At 56.6% G+C, this 23,724-nt stretch carries 21 protein-coding genes, 4 tRNA genes and 1 rRNA gene; all 26 read right to left on the bottom strand.

Going from position 1 to position 23,724, the window contains the following annotated elements; genetic code table 11:
* Positions 1–7: 7 nt before the first annotated feature.
* Positions 8–829, bottom strand: coding sequence for a 50S ribosomal protein L2 (gene rplB, locus BUE09_RS11065; protein ID WP_045430586.1), 822 nt, complete (start codon positions 827–829; stop codon positions 8–10).
* A gap of 14 nt (positions 830–843) precedes the next feature.
* Positions 844–1,143 (bottom strand): 50S ribosomal protein L23, encoded by a 300-nt coding sequence (gene rplW, locus BUE09_RS11060; RefSeq protein WP_021209378.1) that lies wholly within the window; start codon positions 1,141–1,143, stop codon positions 844–846.
* The gene (gene rplD, locus BUE09_RS11055) at positions 1,140–1,742 is read right to left on the bottom strand and encodes a 50S ribosomal protein L4 (RefSeq protein ID WP_073301053.1); all 603 of its coding nucleotides are present in this window, start codon (positions 1,740–1,742) and stop codon (positions 1,140–1,142) included. Before rplD ends, rplW begins: the two co-directional genes overlap by 4 nt.
* A 12-nt stretch (positions 1,743–1,754) precedes the next feature.
* Positions 1,755–2,390, bottom strand: a complete 636-nt coding sequence (rplC, locus tag BUE09_RS11050) for a 50S ribosomal protein L3 (protein ID WP_045430590.1) — start codon at positions 2,388–2,390, stop codon at positions 1,755–1,757.
* Between the two features lie 81 nt (positions 2,391–2,471).
* Positions 2,472–2,783: a 30S ribosomal protein S10 gene (rpsJ, locus tag BUE09_RS11045; RefSeq protein WP_003186070.1), complete on the bottom strand. Its 312-nt coding sequence runs from the start codon at positions 2,781–2,783 to the stop codon at positions 2,472–2,474.
* A gap of 148 nt (positions 2,784–2,931) precedes the next feature.
* Positions 2,932–4,125 (bottom strand): elongation factor Tu, encoded by a 1,194-nt coding sequence (gene tuf, locus BUE09_RS11040; protein WP_073301046.1) that lies wholly within the window; start codon positions 4,123–4,125, stop codon positions 2,932–2,934.
* A gap of 30 nt (positions 4,126–4,155) precedes the next feature.
* Positions 4,156–6,285 carry an elongation factor G gene (gene fusA, locus BUE09_RS11035; RefSeq protein ID WP_073301052.1) on the bottom strand — a complete coding sequence of 710 codons (2,130 nt, stop codon included), beginning with the start codon at positions 6,283–6,285 and terminating at the stop codon, positions 4,156–4,158.
* 30 nt (positions 6,286–6,315) lie between these two features.
* Positions 6,316–6,786: a 30S ribosomal protein S7 gene (gene rpsG / locus BUE09_RS11030; protein WP_019342051.1), complete on the bottom strand. Its 471-nt coding sequence runs from the start codon at positions 6,784–6,786 to the stop codon at positions 6,316–6,318.
* Positions 6,787–6,884: 98 nt separating this feature from the next.
* The gene (gene rpsL / locus BUE09_RS11025; RefSeq protein ID WP_003291416.1) at positions 6,885–7,256 is read right to left on the bottom strand and encodes a 30S ribosomal protein S12; all 372 of its coding nucleotides are present in this window, start codon (positions 7,254–7,256) and stop codon (positions 6,885–6,887) included.
* Between the two features lie 141 nt (positions 7,257–7,397).
* Positions 7,398–11,597 carry a DNA-directed RNA polymerase subunit beta' gene (rpoC, locus tag BUE09_RS11020; protein ID WP_073301051.1) on the bottom strand — a complete coding sequence of 1,400 codons (4,200 nt, stop codon included), beginning with the start codon at positions 11,595–11,597 and terminating at the stop codon, positions 7,398–7,400.
* A gap of 65 nt (positions 11,598–11,662) precedes the next feature.
* Entirely contained in the window at positions 11,663–15,733 is a 4,071-nt protein-coding gene (rpoB, locus tag BUE09_RS11015; RefSeq protein ID WP_073301050.1) for a DNA-directed RNA polymerase subunit beta, read from the bottom strand.
* Positions 15,734–15,953: 220 nt separating this feature from the next.
* Positions 15,954–16,322: a 50S ribosomal protein L7/L12 gene (gene rplL, locus BUE09_RS11010; RefSeq protein ID WP_073301049.1), complete on the bottom strand. Its 369-nt coding sequence runs from the start codon at positions 16,320–16,322 to the stop codon at positions 15,954–15,956.
* 77 nt (positions 16,323–16,399) lie between these two features.
* Positions 16,400–16,900: a 50S ribosomal protein L10 gene (gene rplJ, locus BUE09_RS11005; protein ID WP_045430607.1), complete on the bottom strand. Its 501-nt coding sequence runs from the start codon at positions 16,898–16,900 to the stop codon at positions 16,400–16,402.
* 210 nt (positions 16,901–17,110) lie between these two features.
* On the bottom strand, positions 17,111–17,806 hold the full coding sequence (gene rplA / locus BUE09_RS11000) for a 50S ribosomal protein L1 (RefSeq protein WP_073301048.1): 696 nt from the start codon (positions 17,804–17,806) through the stop codon (positions 17,111–17,113).
* The gene (gene rplK / locus BUE09_RS10995; RefSeq protein ID WP_073301047.1) at positions 17,806–18,237 is read right to left on the bottom strand and encodes a 50S ribosomal protein L11; all 432 of its coding nucleotides are present in this window, start codon (positions 18,235–18,237) and stop codon (positions 17,806–17,808) included. The genes rplA and rplK overlap by 1 nt, the downstream gene beginning before the upstream one ends.
* Positions 18,238–18,348: 111 nt before the next feature.
* Entirely contained in the window at positions 18,349–18,882 is a 534-nt protein-coding gene (gene nusG, locus BUE09_RS10990; RefSeq protein WP_019342058.1) for a transcription termination/antitermination protein NusG, read from the bottom strand.
* A 9-nt stretch (positions 18,883–18,891) separates the two neighbouring features.
* Complete coding sequence (secE, locus tag BUE09_RS10985; RefSeq protein WP_019342059.1) at positions 18,892–19,260, bottom strand: preprotein translocase subunit SecE; 369 nt, start codon at positions 19,258–19,260, stop codon at positions 18,892–18,894.
* 42 nt (positions 19,261–19,302) lie between these two features.
* Positions 19,303–19,378 (bottom strand) — tRNA-Trp (locus BUE09_RS10980).
* 52 nt (positions 19,379–19,430) lie between these two features.
* Positions 19,431–20,624 (bottom strand): elongation factor Tu, encoded by a 1,194-nt coding sequence (tuf, locus tag BUE09_RS10975; RefSeq protein ID WP_073301046.1) that lies wholly within the window; start codon positions 20,622–20,624, stop codon positions 19,431–19,433.
* An 83-nt stretch (positions 20,625–20,707) separates the two neighbouring features.
* Positions 20,708–20,783 (bottom strand) — tRNA-Thr (locus BUE09_RS10970).
* Between the two features lie 24 nt (positions 20,784–20,807).
* Positions 20,808–20,881, bottom strand: a tRNA-Gly gene (locus tag BUE09_RS10965).
* Positions 20,882–20,905: 24 nt separating this feature from the next.
* Positions 20,906–20,990: transfer RNA gene (locus BUE09_RS10960), tRNA-Tyr, on the bottom strand.
* A gap of 140 nt (positions 20,991–21,130) precedes the next feature.
* A complete protein-coding gene (locus BUE09_RS10955; protein ID WP_073301045.1) occupies positions 21,131–21,796 on the bottom strand; it encodes an SPOR domain-containing protein in 666 nt (221 codons plus the stop codon).
* 10 nt (positions 21,797–21,806) lie between these two features.
* Complete coding sequence (locus BUE09_RS10950) at positions 21,807–22,547, bottom strand: type III pantothenate kinase (RefSeq protein WP_073301044.1); 741 nt, start codon at positions 22,545–22,547, stop codon at positions 21,807–21,809.
* Positions 22,537–23,502, bottom strand: a complete 966-nt coding sequence (birA, locus tag BUE09_RS10945) for a bifunctional biotin--[acetyl-CoA-carboxylase] ligase/biotin operon repressor BirA (protein ID WP_073301043.1) — start codon at positions 23,500–23,502, stop codon at positions 22,537–22,539. The genes BUE09_RS10950 and birA overlap by 11 nt, the downstream gene beginning before the upstream one ends.
* Positions 23,503–23,621: 119 nt before the next feature.
* Positions 23,622–23,724, bottom strand: a 5S ribosomal RNA gene (gene rrf / locus BUE09_RS10940); the annotation flags it as partial.

Below are 23,724 nucleotides of genomic sequence, written 5' to 3'. Positions count from 1 at the left end.
CCTCTAGTTACTTGCGACGACGGACGATCATGTTATCGGTGCGCTTGTTAGAGCGAGTCTTCGCGCCCTTGGTTGGGAAGCCCCATGGCGACACCGGATGACGACCACCGGAGGTACGACCCTCACCACCACCGTGGGGGTGATCGACCGGGTTCATTGCCACACCGCGAACGGTCGGGCGAACACCGCGCCAGCGCTTGGCACCGGCTTTACCCAGCGAACGCAGGCTATGCTCGGAGTTCGAGACTTCACCCAGGGTCGCACGGCATTCCGCCAGCACCTTGCGCATCTCGCCGGAGCGAAGACGCAGAGTCACATAGGCACCTTCACGAGCAACCAGCTGAGCCGAAGCACCAGCCGAACGCGCAATCTGAGCACCTTTACCCGGCTTGAGCTCAACACCGTGAACGGTCGAACCCAGCGGAATGTTACGCAGCGGCAGGCTGTTACCAGCCTTGATTGGCGCATTGACGCCAGAGAGCAGCTGATCGCCAGCAGTTACACCCTTGGGTGCAATGATGTAGCGACGCTCCCCGTCCGCGTACTTCAGCAGCGCGATGTGTGCAGTACGGTTCGGGTCGTATTCAACGCGCTCAACGACGGCTGGAATGCCATCCTTGTTGCGACGAAAATCGACCAGACGATAATGCTGCTTATGACCACCACCGATGTGACGCGTGGTGATACGGCCGTTGTTGTTACGACCACCAGACTTCGACTTCTTCTCGAGCAGCGGAGCATAAGGAGCGCCTTTGTGCAGCTCCTGATTGACTACCTTGACCACGAAACGGCGGCCCGCGGAAGTCGGTTTGCATTTAACGATTGCCATGATGCACCCCTTCCTTACTCAGCGTTGCCGGAGAAATCGAGATCCTGGCCCGGCTGAAGGGCGATGTACGCCTTCTTCCAGTCGTTACGCTTGCCCAGACCGCGAGCGGTGCGCTTGGTCTTACCCTGAACATTCAGGGTACTGACCTTGGCGACCTTCACGTTGAACAGGCTTTCGACGGCCTTCTTGATTTCCAGCTTGGTTGCATCAGTAGCAACCTTGAAAACGAACTGACTCTTGCTGTCAGCCAACATGGTTGCCTTCTCGGAGACGTGCGGACCAAGCAGGACTTTGAATACGCGTTCCTGGTTCATCCCAGCAGCTCCTCGAATTTCTTCACAGCCGACACGGTGATCAACACCTTGTCATAGGCGATCAGGCTGACGGGATCAGAACCCTGGACGTCACGAACATCGACGTGCGGCAGGTTGCGGGCCGCCAGATACAGGTTCTGATCGACAGCATCGGAAACGATCAGTACGTCGCTCAGACCCATACCAGTCAGCTTGTTAGCAAGCAGCTTGGTCTTGGGGCTGTCGACGATGAAATCTTCAACGACGACCATACGTTCGGAACGAACCAGCTCGGAAAGAATGGAACGCAGCGCTGCGCGGTACATCTTCTTGTTGAGCTTCTGCTCATGGTTCTGCGGACGAGCAGCGAAGGTTACGCCACCGCCACGCCAGATCGGACCACGCGAGGTACCCGCTCGAGCGCGGCCAGTACCTTTTTGACGCCAGGGACGCTTACCGCCACCCGAGACATCGGAGCGAGTCTTCTGCTGCTTGCTGCCCTGACGACCGCCGGCCATATAGGCGACGACAGCCTGGTGCACCAGCGTCTCGTTGAACTCACCACCAAAGGTTTGCTCGGAGACTTCGATGGCCTGTGCGCCATTTACATTCAATTGCATGTGAACTCCCCCTTACCCGCGAGCCTTGGCGGCCGGACGCACGACAACGTCACCACCCGTGGCGCCGGGCACTGCACCCTTGACCAACAGCAGGTTACGCTCGGCATCGACACGCACGATTTCCAGGGACTGCACGGTTACGCGCTCGGCGCCCATGTGCCCAGACATCTTCTTGCCCTTGAAAACACGGCCTGGAGTCTGGCATTGGCCAATTGAGCCCGGGACGCGGTGGGATACGGAGTTACCGTGAGTATTGTCCTGACCACGGAAATTCCAGCGCTTGATGGTACCGGCAAAGCCTTTACCCTTGGACTGACCGGTGACATCCACCATCTGTCCAGCCTGGAAGATCTCGGCCTTGATCTGGTCACCGACCTGGAACTCCTCGCCATCGAGGCGGAATTCCCAGACACCACGACCGGCCGCTACATTCGCCTTGGCGAAGTGACCAGCCTGAGCCTTGGTAACACGGGATGCGCGGCGCTCACCGACAGTAACCTGCACGGCGCGATAGCCATCGCTTTCTTCATTCTTGAACTGAGTGACGCGATTCGGCTCGATCTCAATGACCGTAACCGGAATAGAGACACCATCTTCGGTGAAAACGCGGGTCATGCCGCATTTACGACCGACTACACCAATAGTCATGTTGTAACCTCTTGAGTGTACGGGGCTTTCACCCGCTATGGCCGCCCATTTCAGAGCGTTACACGACTAAAACTCCAGGTTTTAGCCGAGGCTGATCTGCACTTCCACGCCAGCCGCAAGATCAAGCTTCATCAGCGCATCGACGGTTTTGTCGGTTGGCTGAACAATGTCCAGCACACGCTTATGAGTACGGATCTCGTACTGGTCGCGCGCGTCCTTGTTGACGTGCGGAGAAACCAGAACGGTGAACCGCTCTTTGCGGGTCGGCAGTGGAATCGGACCACGCACCTGAGCACCAGTACGTTTCGCGGTTTCCACGATTTCCTGGGTTGATTGATCGATCAGGCGATGGTCAAAAGCCTTCAACCGAATACGGATTTGTTGATTTTGCATTTTGACCTCAGACTCCAATTAGCCATCCCTACCAAACGCAATACGCCCGGTAAAAGGAGGCGCAATTGTACGGAGGCGTCCAGAGGGTGTCAATAAATGATCAGCAATAGAAAAAGGGCCCCGAAGGGCCCTTTCCGACACCGAACGATTATTCGATGATCTTGGCAACCACGCCGGCACCAACGGTACGGCCACCTTCGCGAATCGCGAAGCGCAGACCATCTTCCATGGCGATCGGAGCGATCAGGGTGACAACCATCTTGATGTTGTCGCCCGGCATTACCATCTCGACGCCTTCCGGCAGTTCGCAGTTACCGGTCACGTCAGTGGTGCGGAAGTAGAACTGCGGACGGTAGCCTTTGAAGAACGGAGTGTGGCGACCGCCTTCTTCCTTGCTCAGTACGTAGACTTCGCCTTCGAACTTGGTGTGCGGCTTGATGGTGCCCGGCTTGGCCAGAACCTGACCACGCTCGACATCATCACGCTTGGTGCCACGCAACAGCACACCAACGTTCTCACCAGCACGACCTTCGTCGAGCAGCTTGCGGAACATTTCAACGCCAGTGCAGGTAGTTTTGGTCGTATCGCGGATACCCACGATCTCGATTTCTTCCTGAACCTTGACGATGCCGCGCTCAACACGACCCGTCACAACGGTACCGCGACCGGAGATCGAGAACACGTCTTCGATCGGCATCAGGAACGGCTTGTCGATGGCGCGCTCAGGCTCCGGAATGTAGCTATCCAGTGTCTCGACCAGCTTACGCACGGCCGATACGCCCATCTCGTTGTCGTCCTGACCGTTCAACGCCATTAGTGCGGAGCCGATGATGATCGGCGTGTCGTCACCTGGGAAGTCGTAGGTCGACAGCAGGTCACGCACTTCCATCTCAACCAGTTCCAGCAGCTCGGCGTCATCCACCATGTCTGCCTTGTTCAGGAAGACCACGATGTAAGGAACACCAACCTGGCGGGACAGCAGGATGTGCTCGCGAGTCTGCGGCATCGGGCCGTCAGCAGCGGAGCAAACCAGGATCGCGCCGTCCATCTGCGCAGCACCGGTGATCATGTTCTTCACATAGTCAGCGTGACCCGGGCAGTCAACGTGGGCGTAGTGGCGAATCGAGGAATCATATTCAACGTGGGAGGTGTTGATGGTGATGCCACGAGCCTTCTCTTCCGGCGCGTTGTCGATCTGCGAGAAGTCACGCGCAGAGCCGCCCCAAGTCTCAGCACAGACCTTGGTCAGCGCTGCGGTGAGCGTGGTCTTGCCATGGTCGACGTGACCAATGGTACCGACGTTCAGGTGCGGTTTGTTACGTTCGAATTTTTCTTTAGCCACGACAGTAAACCTCTTACTTAAAGGGCTGAATCAACCTTGTTTTTTAACCAGAGCTTCGACGATGTTCGCCGGAGCCTCGGAGTATTTGGAAAATTCCATGGAGTAGCTCGCACGGCCCTGGGACATAGAGCGCACGTCGGTCGCATAACCGAACATCTCTCCCAGCGGAACCTCGGCACGAATCACCTTACCGGAGATTGTATCTTCCATCCCCTGGATCAGACCGCGACGACGGTTCAGGTCACCCATCACGTCGCCCATGTAGTCCTCAGGAGTTACCACTTCTACTTTCATGATCGGCTCAAGCACAACGCCGCCACCCTTCTGGGCCAGTTGCTTGGTCGCCATGGAAGCCGCCACCTTAAACGCCATCTCGTTGGAGTCGACGTCATGGTAGGAACCATCGAAAACGGTAGCCTTCAGGCCGATGAGCGGATAGCCGGCAACCACACCGTTCTTCATCTGCTCCTCGATACCCTTCTGGATGGCCGGAATGTATTCCTTAGGAACCACACCACCCACTACTTCGTTCACGAATATCAGACCTTCCTGACCTTCGTCAGCCGGAGCAAAGCGAATCCAGCAATGGCCGAACTGACCACGACCACCCGACTGGCGAACGAACTTGCCTTCGACTTCGCAGTTCTTCGTGATCTTCTCGCGGTAGGAAACCTGCGGCTTGCCAATGTTGGCTTCGACATTGAACTCACGACGCATACGGTCGACGAGGATGTCCAAGTGCAACTCGCCCATACCGGAAATAATGGTCTGGCCGGTCTCCTCGTCGGTCTTGACGCGGAACGAAGGGTCTTCTTGGGCAAGCTTGCCCAGTGCAATACCCATCTTTTCCTGGTCAGCCTTGGTTTTCGGCTCTACCGCTACCGAAATAACCGGCTCCGGGAAGTCCATACGCTCAAGAATGATCGGCTTGTCGGCGCTGCACAGAGTGTCGCCTGTGGTCACGTCTTTCATGCCGATAAGAGCAGCGATATCGCCAGCACGCACTTCCTTGATTTCTTCACGCTGGTTGGCGTGCATCTGCACCATACGACCAACGCGCTCCTTCTTACCCTTGACCGAATTGATCACGGAGTCGCCGGAACTCAGGACACCCGAGTAAACACGCACGAAAGTCAGGGTACCAACGAACGGATCGGTAGCAATCTTGAAGGCTAGAGCCGAGAACGGCTCATCATCGTCTGCATGGCGCTCGTCATAGTCAGCATCGACGAGCTCTTCTTTCGGCTTGTCGATGATATCCGGATGAATACCTTTGATCGCAGGGATTTCCGTCGGAGCCGGCAGGAACTCGATAACGGCATCGAGAACCAGCGGAACACCCTTGTTCTTGAAGGACGAACCACAGACAGCCGGAACGATCTCGTTGGCAAGGGTGCGCGCACGCAGCCCCGCCTTGATCTCGTCAATGGTCAGCTCTTCGCCTTCCAAATACTTGTTCATCAGCTCTTCGCTGGACTCGGCGGCAGCCTCAATCATGTTGGAACGCCACTCTTCGGCGAGCTCCAGCATATCCGCAGGAATCTCTTCCTCGCGATAGGTAGTGCCTTTGTCGTCGTCGTTCCAGTAGATAGCCTTCATCTTGATCAGATCGACCTGACCCTGGAAGTTATCTTCCGAACCGATAGCCAATTGAATCGGCACTGGAGTGTGACCCAAGCGATTCTTGATCTGACCGACAACACGCAGGAAGTTTGCTCCCGCACGGTCCATCTTGTTTACGTAAACAACACGCGGAACGCCGTACTTGTTGGCTTGACGCCATACGGTCTCCGACTGGGGTTCGACACCGGAAGTACCACAGAACACCACAACAGCACCGTCGAGCACACGCAGCGAACGCTCTACTTCGATGGTAAAGTCAACGTGACCGGGAGTATCAATCACGTTCACACGGTAGTTGTCGTACTGGCCGGCAGAACCTTTCCAGAATGTTGTAACAGCAGCTGAAGTAATGGTGATACCACGCTCCTGCTCCTGCACCATCCAGTCGGTAGTAGCCGCACCGTCGTGCACCTCACCCATTTTATGGCTGAGACCTGTGTAGAACAGGATCCGCTCAGTCGTAGTGGTTTTGCCCGCATCAACGTGCGCACAAATGCCAATGTTACGATAGCGGTTAATTGCTGTGTTACGAGCCATAAAGCCCTCGCAAATTGAGTGTTGCCAGAATTAGAAACGGTAGTGCGAGAACGCCTTGTTGGCCTCAGCCATGCGATGCACGTCTTCACGCTTCTTAACAGCAGCGCCCTTGCCTTCAAACGCATCCGACAGCTCACCCGCCAAACGCAGGGCCATGGATTTTTCGCCACGCTTGCGCGCAGCATCGACCAGCCAACGCATGGCCAGCGCATTACGGCGAGAAGGACGAACCTCGACCGGAACCTGGTAAGTCGCACCACCTACGCGGCGGGACTTCACTTCGACCAGCGGAGCGATGGCGTCGAGTGCTTTTTCGAAGATTTCCAGGGGATCGGTGTTCTTGCGTTCTTTGACCTTCTCCAGCGCGCCATAAACGATACGCTCGGCGACGGCTTTCTTACCGCTCTCCATCACGTGGTTCATGAACTTGGCCAGGATCAGACTTCCGTATTTCGGATCGTCAAGGATCTCGCGCTTGGCTGCTACACGACGTCTTGGCATTGATAAGCCCTCAAACGGTCTTCAGGTTAGCTCGGGACAATAACGAAGACGTCATGCCCGACCTTACTCTTATCGACTCAAATAAATAGAAATACTGATTACTTCGGACGCTTGGCGCCGTACTTGGAGCGGCCCTGCTTACGATCCTTGACGCCGGAAGTATCCAGCGAACCGCGCACGGTGTGGTAGCGAACACCCGGAAGGTCTTTTACACGACCGCCGCGGATCAGCACTACGCTGTGCTCTTGCAGGTTATGACCTTCACCACCGATGTACGAGGCGACTTCAAAACCGTTGGTCAGGCGAACACGGCATACCTTACGCAGTGCAGAGTTCGGTTTCTTTGGCGTGGTGGTGTACACGCGAGTGCAAACACCACGGCGTTGCGGGCAGTTCTGCAGCGCAGGGACGTCGCTTTTCTCGACGACGCGTTTGCGCGGCTGGCGTACCAGCTGGTTGATCGTTGCCATCTACTAGCTCCACTGTTGTCTTTCGACACAAACGAAAAATGGCAGGGCACAAAGCCCCGCCAAATTAGGGGTACAAGAGTCTAAAGAGCTTCCTGTCCACCGTCAAGGCGCGCCCCGACTTACATCGGGGCAGACCGCCAATCAATTACCACTCGAATTGAGCGCCTCGGTCAGCGCCGCTTCGACTTCATCAGCACTCACACGAACCGGCTTCTCGGCTTCACGCTTGCGCTTGCGCTCGCTGTGATACTGAAGTCCGGTACCGGCCGGGATCAGGCGACCCACGACCACGTTCTCCTTCAACCCGCGCAGGTAGTCACGCTTGCCAGTTACCGCCGCCTCGGTGAGGACGCGAGTAGTCTCCTGGAACGACGCTGCCGAAATGAACGATTCGGTAGACAACGAGGCCTTGGTGATACCCAGCAGCACGCGGATGTACTTCGAACCGAACTTGTCGTCCGCAGCAAGACGCTCGTTTTCCTCGAGCACATGAGTGAGTTCCATCTGGTCGCCCTTGATGAAGCTCGAATCACCCGACTCGGCCACTTCGACCTTGCGCAGCATCTGCCGCAGAATGGTTTCAATGTGCTTGTCGTTGATCTTCACACCCTGCAGACGATAAACATCCTGGATCTCGTTGACGATGTACTTCGCCAGCGCGCTGACGCCCAGCAGACGCAGAATGTCGTGCGGGTTGCTCGGACCGTCAGAGATTACCTCGCCCTTGTTTACCTGTTCGCCTTCGAAGACGTTCAGGTGACGCCATTTCGGAATCAGCTCTTCATAGGGATCGGTTCCGTCAGTAGGCGTGATCACCAGACGACGCTTGCCTTTGGTTTCCTTGCCGAAGGAAATCGTGCCGCTGATTTCCGCCAGGATCGACGGCTCTTTCGGACGACGCGCCTCGAACAGATCGGCAACCCGTGGCAGACCACCGGTGATGTCACGAGTCTTCGAGGTTTCCTGCGGGATACGTGCGATAACGTCACCCACATTGATCTCGGCACCGTCGGCCACACCGACCAACGCGTTAGCCGGCAGGAAGTACTGAGCGGGAACATCGGTGCCCGGCAGCAACAGCTCCTTGCCATTCGAATCGACCATTTTGATCGCCGGACGGATATCTTTGCCCGACGCTGGGCGATCTTTCGGATCCATCACTTCAATATTGGTAAGACCGGTGAGTTCATCGGTCTGTCGCTTGATGGTGATGTTCTCTTCCATACCAACGAAGGTCACGACACCCTTCATCTCGGTAACGATCGGGTGGGTGTGCGGATCCCACTTGGCGACTACGGCACCCGCGTCAACCTTGTCACCTTCCTTGATGGAAATGACCGCACCATACGGAAGCTTGTAGCGCTCGCGCTCACGACCGAAGTCGTCCGCCACTGCCAGCTCACCGGAACGCGAAACGGCAACCAGTGCGCCGTCAGCACGCTCGACATGCTTGAGGTTGTGAAGGCGAATGGTACCGCCGTTCTTGACCATTACGTTATCGACCGCAGAGGTCCGGCTGGCAGCGCCACCGATGTGGAACGTACGCATGGTCAGCTGGGTACCCGGCTCACCAATAGACTGCGCAGCGATAACGCCCACCGCCTCACCGATGTTGACCTGGTGTCCGCGAGCGAGATCACGGCCGTAGCATTTAGCACAGATGCCGTAGCGGGTTTCGCAGCTGATCGGCGAGCGAACCACAACTTCGTCGATGCTATTCAGCTCAATGAAGTCAACCCATTGCTCGTCAACCAAAGTCCCGGCCGGAACCAGTACTTCTTCGCTGCCCGGCTTGAGTACATCACGCGCAATGACACGACCCAGTACGCGCTCACCCAGCGGCTCAACCACGTCACCGCCTTCGATGTGCGGCGTCATGAACAGGCCCTGCTCGGTGCCGCAATCGACCTCGGTAACCACCAGATCCTGCGCCACGTCAACCAGACGACGGGTCAGATAACCGGAGTTCGCGGTTTTCAAAGCGGTATCCGCCAGACCCTTACGAGCACCGTGAGTGGAAATGAAGTACTGGAGTACGTTCAGACCTTCGCGGAAGTTCGCGGTAATTGGCGTCTCGATGATCGAACCGTCTGGCTTGGCCATCAAACCACGCATACCGGCCAGCTGACGGATCTGAGCAGCGGAACCCCGCGCACCGGAGTCAGCCATCATGTACATCGAGTTGAACGAGTCCTGCTCGGCTTCGTTGCCATCGCGATCGATGACCTTCTCTTTCGAGAGGTTGGCCATCATTGCCTTGGACACTTCATCGTTGGCCTTGGACCAAAGGTCGATCACCTTGTTGTACTTCTCGCCCTGGGTCACCAGGCCGGAGGCGTACTGCGATTCGATTTCCTTCACTTCCTCGGTAGCAGCGTCGATGATGCGCGCCTTCTCGTCAGGAATCACGAAGTCGTTCACACCGATCGACACGCCGGAAATGGTCGAATAGGCAAAACCGGTGTACATCAGCTGGTCGGCAAAGATGACGGTATCCTTAAGACCAACGGTGCGGTAGCACAGGTTGATCAGCTTGGAGATCGCCTTTTTCTTCATCGGCTGGTTGACTACGTCGAATGGCAGGCCGGCTGGAACCACCTGGAACAACAGCGCACGACCGACAGTGGTGTCGACGATGCGAGTGTTCTTGGTAATCGAGCCGTCGCGATCCTTGATGGTCTCATTGATGCGCACCTTGACGCGGGCATGCAGCGACGCTTCGCCGGCGCGGAATACGCGGTCGACTTCCTGCAGGTCAGCGAAGACACGACCTTCGCCCTTGGCATTGATAGCCTCGCGGGTCATGTAGTACAGACCCAAGACCACGTCCTGCGACGGTACGATGATCGGCTCACCGTTGGCTGGCGAAAGGATGTTGTTGGTCGACATCATCAGCGCGCGCGCTTCAAGCTGAGCTTCCAGCGTCAGCGGCACGTGCACGGCCATCTGGTCACCGTCGAAGTCGGCGTTGTACGCGGCGCAGACCAGCGGGTGCAGCTGGATGGCTTTACCTTCGATCAGGACCGGCTCGAACGCCTGAATGCCTAGACGGTGCAAGGTCGGAGCACGGTTCAGCAGCACGGGATGTTCGCGAATAACCTCAGCGAGGACGTCCCACACTTCTGGCAGCTCGCGCTCGACCATCTTCTTCGCGGCCTTGATGGTGGTCGCCATGCCACGCATTTCCAGCTTGCCGAAGATGAACGGCTTGAACAGTTCGAGCGCCATTTTCTTTGGCAAACCGCACTGGTGCAGACGCAGGGTCGGGCCGACGGTGATAACCGAACGACCGGAGTAGTCCACGCGCTTGCCGAGCAGGTTCTGACGGAAACGACCCTGCTTGCCCTTGATCATGTCGGCCAGGGACTTCAATGGGCGCTTGTTCGAGCCAGTGATGGCGCGACCGCGACGACCGTTGTCGAGCAGCGCGTCGACGGCTTCCTGCAGCATGCGCTTTTCGTTGCGCACGATGATGTCCGGCGCCGACAGATCGAGCAGGCGCTTAAGACGGTTGTTACGGTTGATCACCCGGCGATACAGATCGTTGAGATCCGAGGTCGCGAAGCGGCCACCATCCAGCGGAACCAGCGGACGCAGATCAGGCGGCAATACCGGCAGAACGGTAAGCACCATCCATTCCGGCAGGTTGCCCGAGCCATGGAAGGCTTCCATCAGCTTCAGGCGCTTGGACAGCTTCTTGATCTTGGTTTCCGAGTTGGTCTGCGGAATCTCTTCGCGCAGGCGACCGATCTCGTGCTCCAGGTCGATTTCGTGTAGCAGCTCGCGCACGGCCTCGGCACCCATGCGGGCATCGAAATCGTCACCGAACTCTTCCAGCGCCTCGAAATACTGCTCGTCATTGAGCAGCTGACCCTTCTCGAGCGTGGTCATGCCCGGATCGATCACCACGTAGCTTTCGAAGTAGAGCACGCGCTCGATGTCACGCAGGGTCATGTCCAGCAGCAGACCGATACGGCTCGGCAGCGACTTCAGGAACCAGATGTGGGCTACCGGCGAAGCCAGTTCGATGTGCGCCATGCGCTCACGACGAACTTTGGCCAGGGCGACTTCCACGCCGCACTTCTCACAGATAACGCCACGATGCTTGAGGCGCTTGTACTTACCGCACAGGCACTCGTAGTCCTTGACCGGGCCAAATATCTTGGCGCAGAACAGGCCATCACGCTCGGGCTTGAATGTACGGTAGTTGATCGTCTCTGGCTTCTTGACCTCGCCAAAGGACCAGGAACGGATCATCTCGGGCGAAGCCAATGCAATCTTGATGGCATCGAACTCTTCGATTTGACCCTGGTTTTTCAACAGATTCAGCAAGTCTTTCAAGGCCTTTCCTCCTCACGGACCGGCGGCGACCGGCTGATGCCGGGCGCCGCTTAGGCGGTGCGTGGTTATTCGGTTTCCAGATCGATGTCGATACCGAGCGAGCGGATCTCTTTGATCAACACGTTGAAGGATTCCGGCATGCCGGGCTCCATGCGGTGATCGCCGTCCACGATGTTCTTGTACATCTTGGTCCGCCCATTCACGTCGTCCGACTTGACCGTGAGCATTTCCTGCAGGGTGTAGGCGGCACCGTACGCCTCCAGGGCCCAGACCTCCATCTCCCCGAAACGCTGACCACCGAACTGCGCCTTACCACCCAGCGGCTGCTGAGTAACCAGGCTGTAGGAGCCGGTGGAACGCGCGTGCATCTTGTCGTCGACCAAGTGGTTCAGCTTGAGCATGTACATGTAACCGACCGTGGTCGTACGCTCGAACTTGTTACCGGTACGGCCATCGAACAGTTGCATCTGGCCGCTCTCCGGCAGATCCGCCAGCTTCAGCATGGCTTTGATCTCACGCTCCTTGGCACCGTCGAAGACCGGCGTCGCCATCGGCACGCCGCCACGCAGGTTCTTCGCCAGATCTAGCACTTCCTGGTCGCTGAACTCTTCCAGGTTCTCCTGACGCCCACCGATCTCGTTGTAGATCTCAGTGAGGAACTTGCGCAGCTCCGTGACCTTGCGCTGCTCTTCCAGCATGCGGTTGATCTTCTCGCCCAGACCCTTGGCGGCAAGGCCCAGGTGGGTTTCGAGAATCTGACCGACGTTCATACGCGACGGTACGCCCAGCGGGTTCAACACGATGTCTACCGGCGTGCCGTTGGCATCGTGCGGCATGTCTTCGACCGGCATGATGACCGAGACGACACCCTTGTTGCCGTGACGGCCGGCCATCTTGTCGCCCGGCTGGATACGACGCTTGATCGCAAGGTAGACCTTGACGATCTTCAGTACGCCCGGCGCCAGGTCATCGCCCTGCTGCAGCTTGCGCTTCTTGTCTTCGAACTTGTCGTCGAGCAGCTGACGGCGGTCGGAGATATAGGCTTGGGCCTTTTCCAACTGCTCGTTCAGTGCGTCTTCGGCCATGCGCAGCTTGAACCACTGCCCATGCTCGAGCCCATCGAGCATCTCGTCAGTGATGACGGCGCCCTTCTTCAGACCGGCACCACCCTCTACAGTCGCGCCAACAAGTGCGGAGCGCAGACGTTCGAAAGTTGCACCCTCGACGATCCGGAACTCTTCGTTCAGATCCTTACGGATCTCGTCCAACTGCATCTTCTCGATGGCCAGCGCACGGGAGTCACGCTCTACACCGTCACGGATGAAGACCTGAACGTCGATGACGGTACCCTTGGTGCCGGTCGGCACGCGCAGGGAGGTGTCCTTAACGTCAGAAGCCTTCTCACCGAAGATCGCACGGAGCAGCTTTTCTTCCGGCGTCAGCTGGGTTTCGCCTTTCGGCGTGACTTTGCCTACCAGAATGTCGCCCGCACCAACTTCAGCACCCACATAAACGATGCCTGCCTCATCCAGCTTGTTCAGCGCAGCTTCGCCCACGTTCGGAATGTCCGCCGTGATCTCTTCTGGGCCGAGCTTGGTGTCACGAGAAACGCAAGTCAGTTCCTGGATGTGGATGGTGGTGAAACGGTCTTCTTGAACCACACGCTCCGACAGGAGGATGGAGTCTTCGAAGTTGTAGCCGTTCCAAGGCATGAACGCGACGCGCATGTTCTGCCCGAGTGCGAGCTCACCCATGTCAGTGGACGGACCGTCTGCCATGATGTCGCCACGCTCGACCACATCACCCTTGCTCACGAGCGGACGCTGGTTGATGCAGGTGTTCTGGTTGGAGCGGGTGTACTTGGTCAGGTTGTAGATGTCGACACCGGCTTCACCGGTTTCAACTTCCGCATCATGCACACGCACGACCACACGACTTGCGTCGACCGAATCGATTACGCCACCACGACGGGCAACAACACAAACGCCGGAGTCACGGGCTACGTTGCGCTCCATCCCGGTGCCGACCAACGGCTTGTCCGAACGCAGCGTAGGTACAGCCTGACGCTGCATGTTCGAGCCCATCAACGCGCGGTTGGCGTCATCGTGCTCGAGGAATGGAATCAACGAAGCAGCAACGGATACGACCTGCTTTGGCGAAACGTCCATCAGGGTCACGTCTTCCGGTGCCTTGACCGTGAATTCGTTCTGATGACGAACAGCGACCAGCTCGTCGACCAGCTTGCGGCCGTCCAGCTTGGCACTGGCCTGCGCGATCACATGGTCCGCCTCTTCGATCGCCGACAGGAACACGATCTCGTCGGTGACTTCGCCTTCCTTCACAACGCGGTATGGGCTTTCCAGGAAGCCGTACTGATTAGTGCGCGCGTAGGCAGCCAGCGAGTTGATGAGACCGATGTTCGGGCCTTCCGGCGTCTCGATCGGGCAGACACGACCGTAGTGGGTCGGGTGTACGTCACGGACTTCGAAGCCTGCACGCTCACGGGTCAGACCGCCCGGACCGAGCGCGGAGACGCGGCGCTTGTGCGTAATCTCCGAGAGAGGGTTGTTCTGGTCCATGAACTGCGATAGCTGACTGGAGCCGAAGAATTCCTTCACCGCCGCTGCAACCGGCTTGGCGTTGATCAGATCCTGCGGCATCAGGCCTTCGCTCTCGGCCATCGACAGACGTTCCTTGACCGCACGCTCAACGCGTACAAGACCGACACGGAACTGGTTCTCGGCCATCTCGCCGACACAACGGACACGACGGTTACCGAGGTGGTCGATATCGTCGACGACGCCTTTGCCGTTACGAATATCGACAAGAGTCTTCAGTACCGCAACGATGTCTTCGCGACTGAGTACGCCGGAACCTTCGATCTCGGTCCGACCGATACGACGATTGAACTTCATCCGACCTACGGCCGACAGATCGTAGCGTTCCGACGCGAAGAACAGATTGTTGAACAGCGTCTCGGCAGCGTCCTTGGTTGGCGGCTCGCCAGGACGCATCATGCGGTAGATCTCGACCAGCGCTTCAAGCTGATTGGTAGTCGAATCGATCTTCAGCGTGTCGGAGATGAACGGGCCGCAGTCGATGTCGTTGGTATACAACGTTTCGAAGCGCACAACCTGCGCTTTGACCAACTTGGCTAGAACTTCGACAGTCAGCTCGGTGTTGCACTCGGCAATGATCTCTCCAGTCGCCGGATGCACAATAGCCTTCGCCGTGGTGCGGCCCAGGACGTAGTCCATCGGCATGTCGAGCGCTTTGATCCCGGACTTGTCGAGCTGATTGATATGGCGCGCGGTAATGCGGCGACCTTGCTCGACGATGACCTTGCCGTTCTCGTCAGTGATGTCGAACGAAGCGATTTCGCCGCGCAGACGCTGCGGAACCAACTCCAGACTCAGCGCTTCACCCTTAACGTGGAATACGTTGGTGTCATAGAACGCATCCAGGATTTCTTCGGTGCCGTAATTCAACGCACGCAGAAGCACCGAAGCCGGCAGCTTGCGGCGACGGTCGATACGCACGAACACAGCGTCTTTCGGATCGAACTCGAAATCCAACCATGAACCGCGATACGGAATGATACGAGCGGAGTACAGCAGCTTGCCCGAGCTGTGAGTCTTGCCCCGATCGTGATCGAAGAAAACGCCTGGCGAGCGGTGCAGCTGAGACACGATAACGCGCTCGGTACCGTTGATGATGAAGGTACCGTTCTCGGTCATCAGGGGGATTTCCCCCATGTAGACTTCCTGCTCTTTGATGTCCTTGATCGCCTTGCTCGACGATTCCTTATCAAAGATGATCAGACGGACTTTTACCCGCAGCGGCACGGCGAAGGTCACGCCGCGCAACACGCATTCCTTGACGTCAAAAGCCGGGTCGCCCAGGCGATAGCCGACGTACTCCAGCGCCGCATTGCCGGAATAGCTGATTATCGGAAAAACGGATTTGAAGGCTGCATGCAAGCCAATATCGCGGAATTGATCCTTGGTCGCTCCCGCCTGCAGGAATTCGCGGTACGAATCCAGCTGGATGGCCAAAAGATACGGCACGTCCATTACGTGCGGTAACTTGCTAAAGTCCTTGCGGATTCGTTTTTTCTCAGTGTATGAGTAAGCCATCAGCGTTCCCCAGCTTGGTCACCTGCTTGTTTGGCCTCTCCCGACGGGAGCAGCCAGAAAATCTTGCGAATCCAGTGATTCGCACCGCCCACCGGAGCGGTTGTTTCCGTCCGAACTGCCCGATGTTCAACAGGCAGCTATAACGGAAAAAGGCCGGTGGCAAAAGCCACCAGCCATCAGCCTTACGCGAGTTGCTTCGGCTGTAGACGCAAGGTCGCGCTTACTTGAGCTCGACTTTGGCGCCTGCTTCTTCCAGGGCTTTCTTGGCAGCTTCGGCTTCGTCCTTGGACACGCCTTCCTTGACCATGCCTGGGGCGCCATCAACGACTGCCTTGGCTTCTTTCAGGCCCAGACCGGTCAGTTCGCGAACAGCCTTGATCACGTTTACTTTCTTTTCGCCCGCTTCAAGCAGCATGACGTTGAACTCGGTCTGCTCTTCAGCAGCGGCTGCAGCAGGACCGGCAGCAGCGACGGTAGCAGCTGCAGCAGTAACGCCGAACTTCTCCTCCATTGCCTTGATCAGTTCAACAACCTGCATCACGGACATTTCGGAAACGGCGTTGATGATGTCTTCGTTGGTCAGAGCCATGACTCTAAATTCCTGTATATGGTTGACGGCCTGCGGCCATCTAATTCAAAAGAAAATCGAAAAAAACTTTGCGCGCGTTAGGCCGCGGCAGCTTCTTTCTGGTCGCGAACGGCCGCCAATGTACGAGCCAGCTTGCTGGTAGCGCCCTGAATCACGCTCATCAGCTGCGAAATTGCCTCGTCATAGGTCGGCAGGGTTGCCAAAGCGTCGATCTGGTTGGCTGCAATGAACTGACCTTCAAATGCGGCAGCCTTGATCTCGAACTTGTCCTGGCCCTTGGCAAACTCCTTGAAGATACGAGCAGCAGCGCCCGGATGTTCGTTGGAGAAAGCGATAAGGGTCGGGCCTTTGAACACGTCGTTGAGCACATCATACTGAGTGCCTTCAACAGCGCGGCGCAGCAGGGTATTACGCACGACACGCACGTATACGCCAGCTTCGCGGGCCTCTTTACGGAGTCCGGTCATGGCTCCCACGGTCACGCCACGGGCATCAGCCACGACAGCGGAGAGGGCAGCTTTGGCAGCCTCGTTGACTTCAGCGACGATGGCTTTCTTGTCTTCGAGTTTGATTGCCACGGGTTTTTACTCCTGGATGTTACCGGTTCGCCCAGTCAAAACCGGGCGGGTTTTGGTGTCTGATTCGGTACGAATCGGGAGCACCTCTGCGTAGGCTTGAAAAAGCAAAGCTTCACGGTTTAAGGCTTGCGCCGCCTACGGTCTTGGATAGCCCCCGCCAGGCAGGGACCCCAATATGTCGCACCCTGCCAAGCAGGGTGCTAGAAACTCTTAGGCTTCGAGAGACGCCTGATCGATGATCAAACCAGGACCCATAGTAGTGCTCAGGGTCACGCGCTTGACATAGATACCCTTGGAAGTCGACGGCTTCAGACGTTTGAGGTCCGACAGCAGGGCTTCGACGTTCTGCTTCAGCTGAACGGCTTCGAAACCAACCTTGCCGACCGACGTATGAATGATACCGTTCTTGTCAGTACGGAAGCGTACCTGACCGGCCTTGGCGTTCTTGACAGCAGTCGCAACATCCGGCGTCACTGTACCGACCTTCGGGTTAGGCATCAGGCCGCGAGGACCCAGAATCTGACCCAATTGCCCTACGACGCGCATTGCATCAGGGGAAGCGATAACGACATCATAGTTCAGGTCGCCGCCTTTCATTTCCGCAGCCAGCTCGTCCATTCCGACGCGATCAGCACCGGCAGCGAGAGCAGCCTCAGCACCGGGACCCTGCGTGAACACAGCAACGCGCACCGACTTGCCAGTACCATTCGGAAGAACGGTAGCGCCACGCACAACCTGATCGGATTTGCGAGGATCGACACCTAGGTTGATGGCGATATCAAAGGACTCAGTGAATTTTACCGCCGACAACTGCGCTAATAACGTAGCGGCATCTTCGAACGAATACTGCTTGCCGGCTTCGATTTTTTCGGCGAAAGCCTTCTGGCGCTTGGTCAACTTAGCCATTACACACCCTCCACGTTCAGGCCCATGCTACGGGCGGAGCCGGCGATGGTGCGTACAGCTGCATCAAGATCAGCAGCGGTCAAATCGGCATCCTTGGTCTTCGCGATCTCTTCCAGCTGTGCACGGGTAACAGTGCCGACCTTCTGGGTATTAGGGCGAGCCGACCCACTGGTGATACCTGCGGCCTTCTTCAGCAGCACGGCAGCCGGCGTACTCTTGGTCTCGAAAGTGAAGCTGCGATCGCTATAAACGGTAATGATTACCGGCGTTGGCAGCCCTGGCTCCTGCCCCTGCGTACGGGCGTTGAAAGCCTTGCAGAACTCCATGATATTGACACCATGCTGACCCAGTGCAGGGCCGACTGGCGGCGACGGGTTGGCCTGACCGGCCTTTACCTGAAGCTTGATATAAGCTTGAATCTTCTTAGCCATAACTACTCCGTTCTGGGTGCTAGCGCCTTGCGGCTCCCCTTTTCACTTGAATATCCCAGTGACGACAAAACCCCGCAGCCATCAGCTGCGGGGTGTGGGATGTTTTTTCAGCTAGACCTTTTCGACCTGACTGAACTCCAATTCTACTGGCGTTGAACGACCAAAAATCAGCACAGCAACTTGGATACGGCTCTTTTCGTAGTTGACTTCTTCGACCACGCCATTGAAATCAGCAAACGGACCGTCAGCTACGCGCACGACTTCGCCCGGCTCGAACAACGTCTTCGGCTTAGGCTTGTCACTACCATCAGCTACGCGACGCAGGATAGCCTCCGCCTCTTTATCAGTGATTGGCGCAGGCTTGTCAGCAGTACCGCCAATGAAACCCATCACGCGCGGCGTGTCTTTGACCAGGTGCCAGGCACCTTCAGCCATATCCATCTGGACAAGCACGTAACCGGGGAAGAATTTGCGCTCACTCTTGCGCTTCTGCCCATTACGCATCTCGACCACTTCTTCAGTGGGAACCAGAATCTCGCCGAAATGATCTTCCATGCCGGCAAGCTTGATACGCTCAATCAACGAGCGCATGACATGCTTCTCGTAACCCGAGTAAGCATGAACGACGTACCAACGCTTAGCCACGGGACACCCTTAACCTACAATCATGGAAACCAGCCAACCGAGTAGGGAATCGAGACCCCACAACAGCAGCGCCATTACCAGCACGACCGCAACAACAATAAGCGTGGTCTGAGTGGTTTCTTGACGGGTCGGCCAAACGACTTTTCGAATCTCGACTCTCGCCTCTTTCAGAAGAACAAAAAAGGAACGACCTTTAGACGTCTGAAATGCCACAAAAGCAGCAACGACAGCGAAAACGAGTAACGCAAGAACCCTGTACAGAATGGGCTCGGCGGCATAATACTGATTACCGACCACAGCCACGACCACCAAAGCAGCCACAACAAGCCACTTCACCAGATCGAAGCGCGAGTCTTTGGCTTCTGCTTTGACATTCATCTGCTAGAACCCTGTAAATACCGCCAAATTCGATATTGAATTTGGCAGGCCAGGAGGGAATCGAACCCCCAACCTGCGGTTTTGGAGACCGCCGCTCTGCCAATTGAGCTACTGGCCTAACAAGAGTCAGGCCGACTATTATGCCGGCCCGAATTGATCAGATCAATCGATTATTCGATGATCTTAGCAACCACGCCGGCACCAACGGTACGGCCACCTTCGCGAATCGCGAAGCGCAGACCATCTTCCATGGCGATCGGAGCGATCAAGGTGACAACCATCTTGATGTTGTCGCCCGGCATTACCATCTCGACGCCTTCCGGCAGTTCGCAGTTACCGGTCACGTCAGTGGTACGGAAGTAGAACTGCGGACGGTAGCCTTTGAAGAACGGAGTGTGGCGACCGCCTTCTTCCTTGCTCAGTACGTAGACTTCGCCTTCGAACTTGGTGTGCGGCTTGATGGTGCCCGGCTTGGCCAGAACCTGACCACGCTCGACATCATCACGCTTGGTGCCACGCAACAGCACGCCAACGTTCTCACCAGCACGACCTTCGTCGAGCAGCTTGCGGAACATTTCGACGCCAGTGCAGGTAGTTTTGGTCGTATCGCGGATACCCACGATCTCGATTTCTTCCTGAACCTTGACGATGCCGCGCTCAACACGACCCGTCACAACGGTACCGCGACCGGAGATCGAGAACACGTCTTCGATCGGCATCAGGAACGGCTTGTCGATGGCGCGCTCAGGCTCCGGAATGTAGCTATCCAGTGTCTCGACCAGCTTACGCACGGCCGATACGCCCATCTCGTTGTCGTCCTGACCGTTCAACGCCATTAGTGCGGAGCCGATGATGATCGGCGTGTCGTCACCTGGGAAGTCGTAGGTCGACAGCAGGTCACGCACTTCCATCTCAACCAGTTCCAGCAGCTCGGCGTCATCCACCATGTCTGCCTTGTTCAGGAAGACCACGATGTAAGGAACACCAACCTGGCGGGACAGCAGGATGTGCTCGCGAGTCTGCGGCATCGGGCCGTCAGCAGCGGAGCAAACCAGGATCGCGCCGTCCATCTGCGCAGCACCGGTGATCATGTTCTTCACATAGTCAGCGTGACCCGGGCAGTCAACGTGGGCGTAGTGGCGAATCGAGGAATCATATTCAACGTGGGAGGTGTTGATGGTGATGCCACGAGCCTTCTCTTCCGGCGCGTTGTCGATCTGCGAGAAGTCACGCGCAGAGCCGCCCCAAGTCTCAGCACAGACCTTGGTCAGCGCTGCGGTGAGCGTGGTCTTGCCATGGTCGACGTGACCAATGGTACCGACGTTCAGGTGCGGTTTGTTACGTTCGAATTTTTCTTTAGCCATCGAGACCGTCTCCCATCGTTGAATTGAGCTAGTCACGCCACCATTAAAACAAAGGCAGATATTCACATATCTGCCTTTGATATTGGAGCTCATGAGCGGATTTGAACCGCTGACCTCACCCTTACCAAGGGTGTGCTCTACCAGCTGAGCTACATGAGCGTATCGTATTGCGCCGCACAAACATGGAGCGGGTAGCGGGAATCGAACCCGCATCATCAGCTTGGAAGGCTGAGGTTCTACCACTAAACTATACCCGCGCTAGCCGGAGCTGACGCTAAAACTGGTGGAGGGGGAAGGATTCGAACCTTCGAAGTCGATGACGTCAGATTTACAGTCTGATCCCTTTGGCCGCTCGGGAACCCCTCCAAAACGAGGCGGCATTTTCAATGCCAACCCCCAAGCTGTCAAGCGTTTTCCCAATAAAATCCTGAGGTTAGCTATTTCGACAGCCAGCTCGCAGTCAGCTTTGTACACCGCACTGCAGAGCGGGCGCCATTCTATGAGAACTATTCCGAGTTTGCAATGCTTGAACAGGGCATTTGTTGATGCTCAAGTTCGGGGAAATCTCTTCTGAGGTCGCTAAGCAACGAATCGCTTAGGAGATGCTGTTGCGCCCCCGCCACTTGAACCCAGTAACGCCTATGGGTTCTAGGCAGCTCGCGGATCGATGCAGCATAATCAATAGCCTGCAGACGACTGACCACGCTTTCAGCAGAGTCCTTGCGAGAGAATATACCTAGAGAAATCCCGTTAGACAGATCACCTACGGTGATTATGTAGCTGTCAATATTACGAGACTGCAGTTCTTTCAGCTGACGTAGTGACGCCTGCCGAGATACAAGCGGTGGTAGATACACCCAATAGTCGATACCCGCAGCTTCATCCATGGACTTGACGCTAGAGTCGATATCCAGGCTCAGCAGTCGCTGCTCGATGGCTAGCACAATCGACTCCTGGTCGAAGCCGCCGAGAAATAGACAGCCGGATCCCTCATCATTCGAGGGATTACGAAGCGCCAATGGCTTGGTTTCGCTCAGCAGCTGTATGTCAGACTCTAACGAAGGAGCATGAGGCACGGCCACCTCGTTTTCAACGCTAAAAGGCCGTTGATTGACGTTATAAAGGTAAAACAGAAGATTTAGCACTACCAGCAATATCAAAAGCCAGCGCATGGATACCTCTTTAGGGGCACGCTAACGCAAGCCCGCTGAAAACCAGATCCGGCACGCATCTCACCCCAGGGAAATCTGCAACCAGCGCTGCATCCCCGCCAGTAACATAGATGGTGAAGTCTTGACCTAATTGATTTCCGGCGAAGCCAATCTGGCTGGCGACATAGCTTCGCAACATGATCAAACAACCTCGCTCGACGCCCTCGGCCGTGCTTCTGCCAGGGGTAATATCATCGAACGCAATGGATGATTCCGCAGGCTCGTACTGGATGCGGCGAGTGTGAGCGAGTAGCTGCCCGCGCAGAAGCGCAATTCCCGGGGCAATATAACCGCCCAGATGCCTCCCATCAAAGGCAACCAAGTCCACAGTGACAGCAGTGCCCAGATCGATAACCAAACAGGGCCCACGGCACATATCATAGGCAGCGATGATAGCTAACCAGCGGTCTAAGCCCAAACGGTTCTGCTCGCGATAGCCATTAACAACCCCAGCGATGTGCTTTGCCGGACAAACCCTCTGCACTCCGACGCCCAGCGCGCCCTCTAGCTCTGCTACCAATGCATTGGTCTCCACATCCCCCCTTACACTAACCAAGCGGCAACGAGTGATTTTCCCTAGACGCTGACTGAGCAATTCCCGAACCAGCTCCATCGCCTGCCCTGCGACACCACTCACTAGCAACAACCCGTCGGCATCTGCGATGACGCGCCATTTAATGAGGCTATTGCCACAATCGAGCTCAAGAATCATGGTCGAGCCTCAAGCTTAACTCTCCGCCACTAAAGCGCAGCTCCCCCCGCCCTTCAATCCAGAGACACAGAGCCCCCTGTTCGTCTATACCAGTCATCAGCCCCTTAATCTGCTGGGCGCCCGTACTCAAGACACAGCTCCTGCCGTGCCAGATATTGTTTGCCTCCCATTCTTCCCGCAACGAAGAGAATCCCTCGCGGGAGTGTCGGCCTATATAGCGATATAAGGATTCACTGAGAAAATGCGTCAAATCGGCGCGACTCGCCAAACGCCCCGTCTGCTCCCGCATGGTCGTCCAAGGCTGGCCGATGCTTAGGGCGTTCGGCCCCATGTTAACATTCACCCCAATCCCGATAATCACATGACACAAGTCTGCCGGATCGCCATTCAGCTCAATCAAAATGCCCGCTATTTTCCGATCGTCCGCATATACATCGTTCGGCCATTTAAGCCCAACGCCCTCAACACCGGAGCGGCGAAGCGCATCGAGAACAGCCAAACCAACAACTAAACTCAATCCAGACAGCCCCTGGATGCCGTTTGAAACCTTCAGCGCTAAGGTGTAATACACATTCTGTGCAGGAGGACTCGCCCACTCCCGCCCCCTACGCCCACGCCCTTCAGTCTGGCCCTCAGCCAACACCACAAATGGCGCCAGCACGCCTGACTGTAGCAACCTCAACGCCTCAGCGTTGGTAGAGTCGATCGTCTCTCGCAGGTAGAGATCCCAGCCAAGGCGAGCTAAGACAGCGGAGCTGTCTTCGTAATTTAATAGCGAAAGGGGCTCTGCTAAGCGATACCCTTTACCTGGCACTTTGAATAGCTCAAGTCCGAAGTCACTCTCGAGTCGCTGTAGGTATTTCCACACAGCACTCCGACTTACACCGAGAGCAGCTCCTAGCTCTTCGCCAGAATGAAAATGACCGTCACTGAGTAACCGTAGCAAGCTATTCATAAGCCCTCCAGCAAGCGGCAGACATGATATCGATACCCCTCAAGTCCATCGATCTTTTTCCGCACCCATAAAAGACAAACCCCCGATCCTCGTAAGAGGATCGGGGGTTTGGTGTAGAAGCTTGACAATGACCTACTCTCACATGGGGAAACCCCACACTACCATCGGCGATGCGTCGTTTCACTACTGAGTTCGGGATGGGATCAGGTGGTTCCAACGCTC

Source organism: Stutzerimonas xanthomarina DSM 18231 (genome assembly GCF_900129835.1).
In the GTDB taxonomy this organism is placed as follows: domain Bacteria; phylum Pseudomonadota; class Gammaproteobacteria; order Pseudomonadales; family Pseudomonadaceae; genus Stutzerimonas; species Stutzerimonas xanthomarina.
The sequence above is the reverse complement of the archived record's forward strand: the minus strand, read 5'-3'. Positions and strand labels throughout refer to the sequence as shown.

Coding starts and splice junctions, on each gene's coding strand:
- rplD (WP_073301053.1), bottom strand. CDS start 1,742: ATGCAATTGAATGTAAATGGCGCACAGGCCATCGAAGTCTCCGAGCAA.
- rplB (WP_045430586.1), bottom strand. CDS start 829: ATGGCAATCGTTAAATGCAAACCGACTTCCGCGGGCCGCCGTTTCGTG.
- rpoB (WP_073301050.1), bottom strand. CDS start 15,733: ATGGCTTACTCATACACTGAGAAAAAACGAATCCGCAAGGACTTTAGC.
- BUE09_RS10950 (WP_073301044.1), bottom strand. CDS start 22,547: ATGATTCTTGAGCTCGATTGTGGCAATAGCCTCATTAAATGGCGCGTC.
- rpsG (WP_019342051.1), bottom strand. CDS start 6,786: ATGCCAAGACGTCGTGTAGCAGCCAAGCGCGAGATCCTTGACGATCCG.
- rpsJ (WP_003186070.1), bottom strand. CDS start 2,783: ATGCAAAATCAACAAATCCGTATTCGGTTGAAGGCTTTTGACCATCGC.
- birA (WP_073301043.1), bottom strand. CDS start 23,502: ATGAATAGCTTGCTACGGTTACTCAGTGACGGTCATTTTCATTCTGGC.
- BUE09_RS10955 (WP_073301045.1), bottom strand. CDS start 21,796: ATGCGCTGGCTTTTGATATTGCTGGTAGTGCTAAATCTTCTGTTTTAC.
- rplK (WP_073301047.1), bottom strand. CDS start 18,237: ATGGCTAAGAAGATTCAAGCTTATATCAAGCTTCAGGTAAAGGCCGGT.
- rplC (WP_045430590.1), bottom strand. CDS start 2,390: ATGACTATTGGTGTAGTCGGTCGTAAATGCGGCATGACCCGCGTTTTC.
- tuf (WP_073301046.1), bottom strand. CDS start 20,624: ATGGCTAAAGAAAAATTCGAACGTAACAAACCGCACCTGAACGTCGGT.
- rpsL (WP_003291416.1), bottom strand. CDS start 7,256: ATGGCAACGATCAACCAGCTGGTACGCCAGCCGCGCAAACGCGTCGTC.
- rplW (WP_021209378.1), bottom strand. CDS start 1,143: ATGAACCAGGAACGCGTATTCAAAGTCCTGCTTGGTCCGCACGTCTCC.
- secE (WP_019342059.1), bottom strand. CDS start 19,260: ATGAATGTCAAAGCAGAAGCCAAAGACTCGCGCTTCGATCTGGTGAAG.
- rplL (WP_073301049.1), bottom strand. CDS start 16,322: ATGGCTCTGACCAACGAAGACATCATCAACGCCGTTTCCGAAATGTCC.
- rplA (WP_073301048.1), bottom strand. CDS start 17,806: ATGGCTAAGTTGACCAAGCGCCAGAAGGCTTTCGCCGAAAAAATCGAA.
- fusA (WP_073301052.1), bottom strand. CDS start 6,285: ATGGCTCGTAACACAGCAATTAACCGCTATCGTAACATTGGCATTTGT.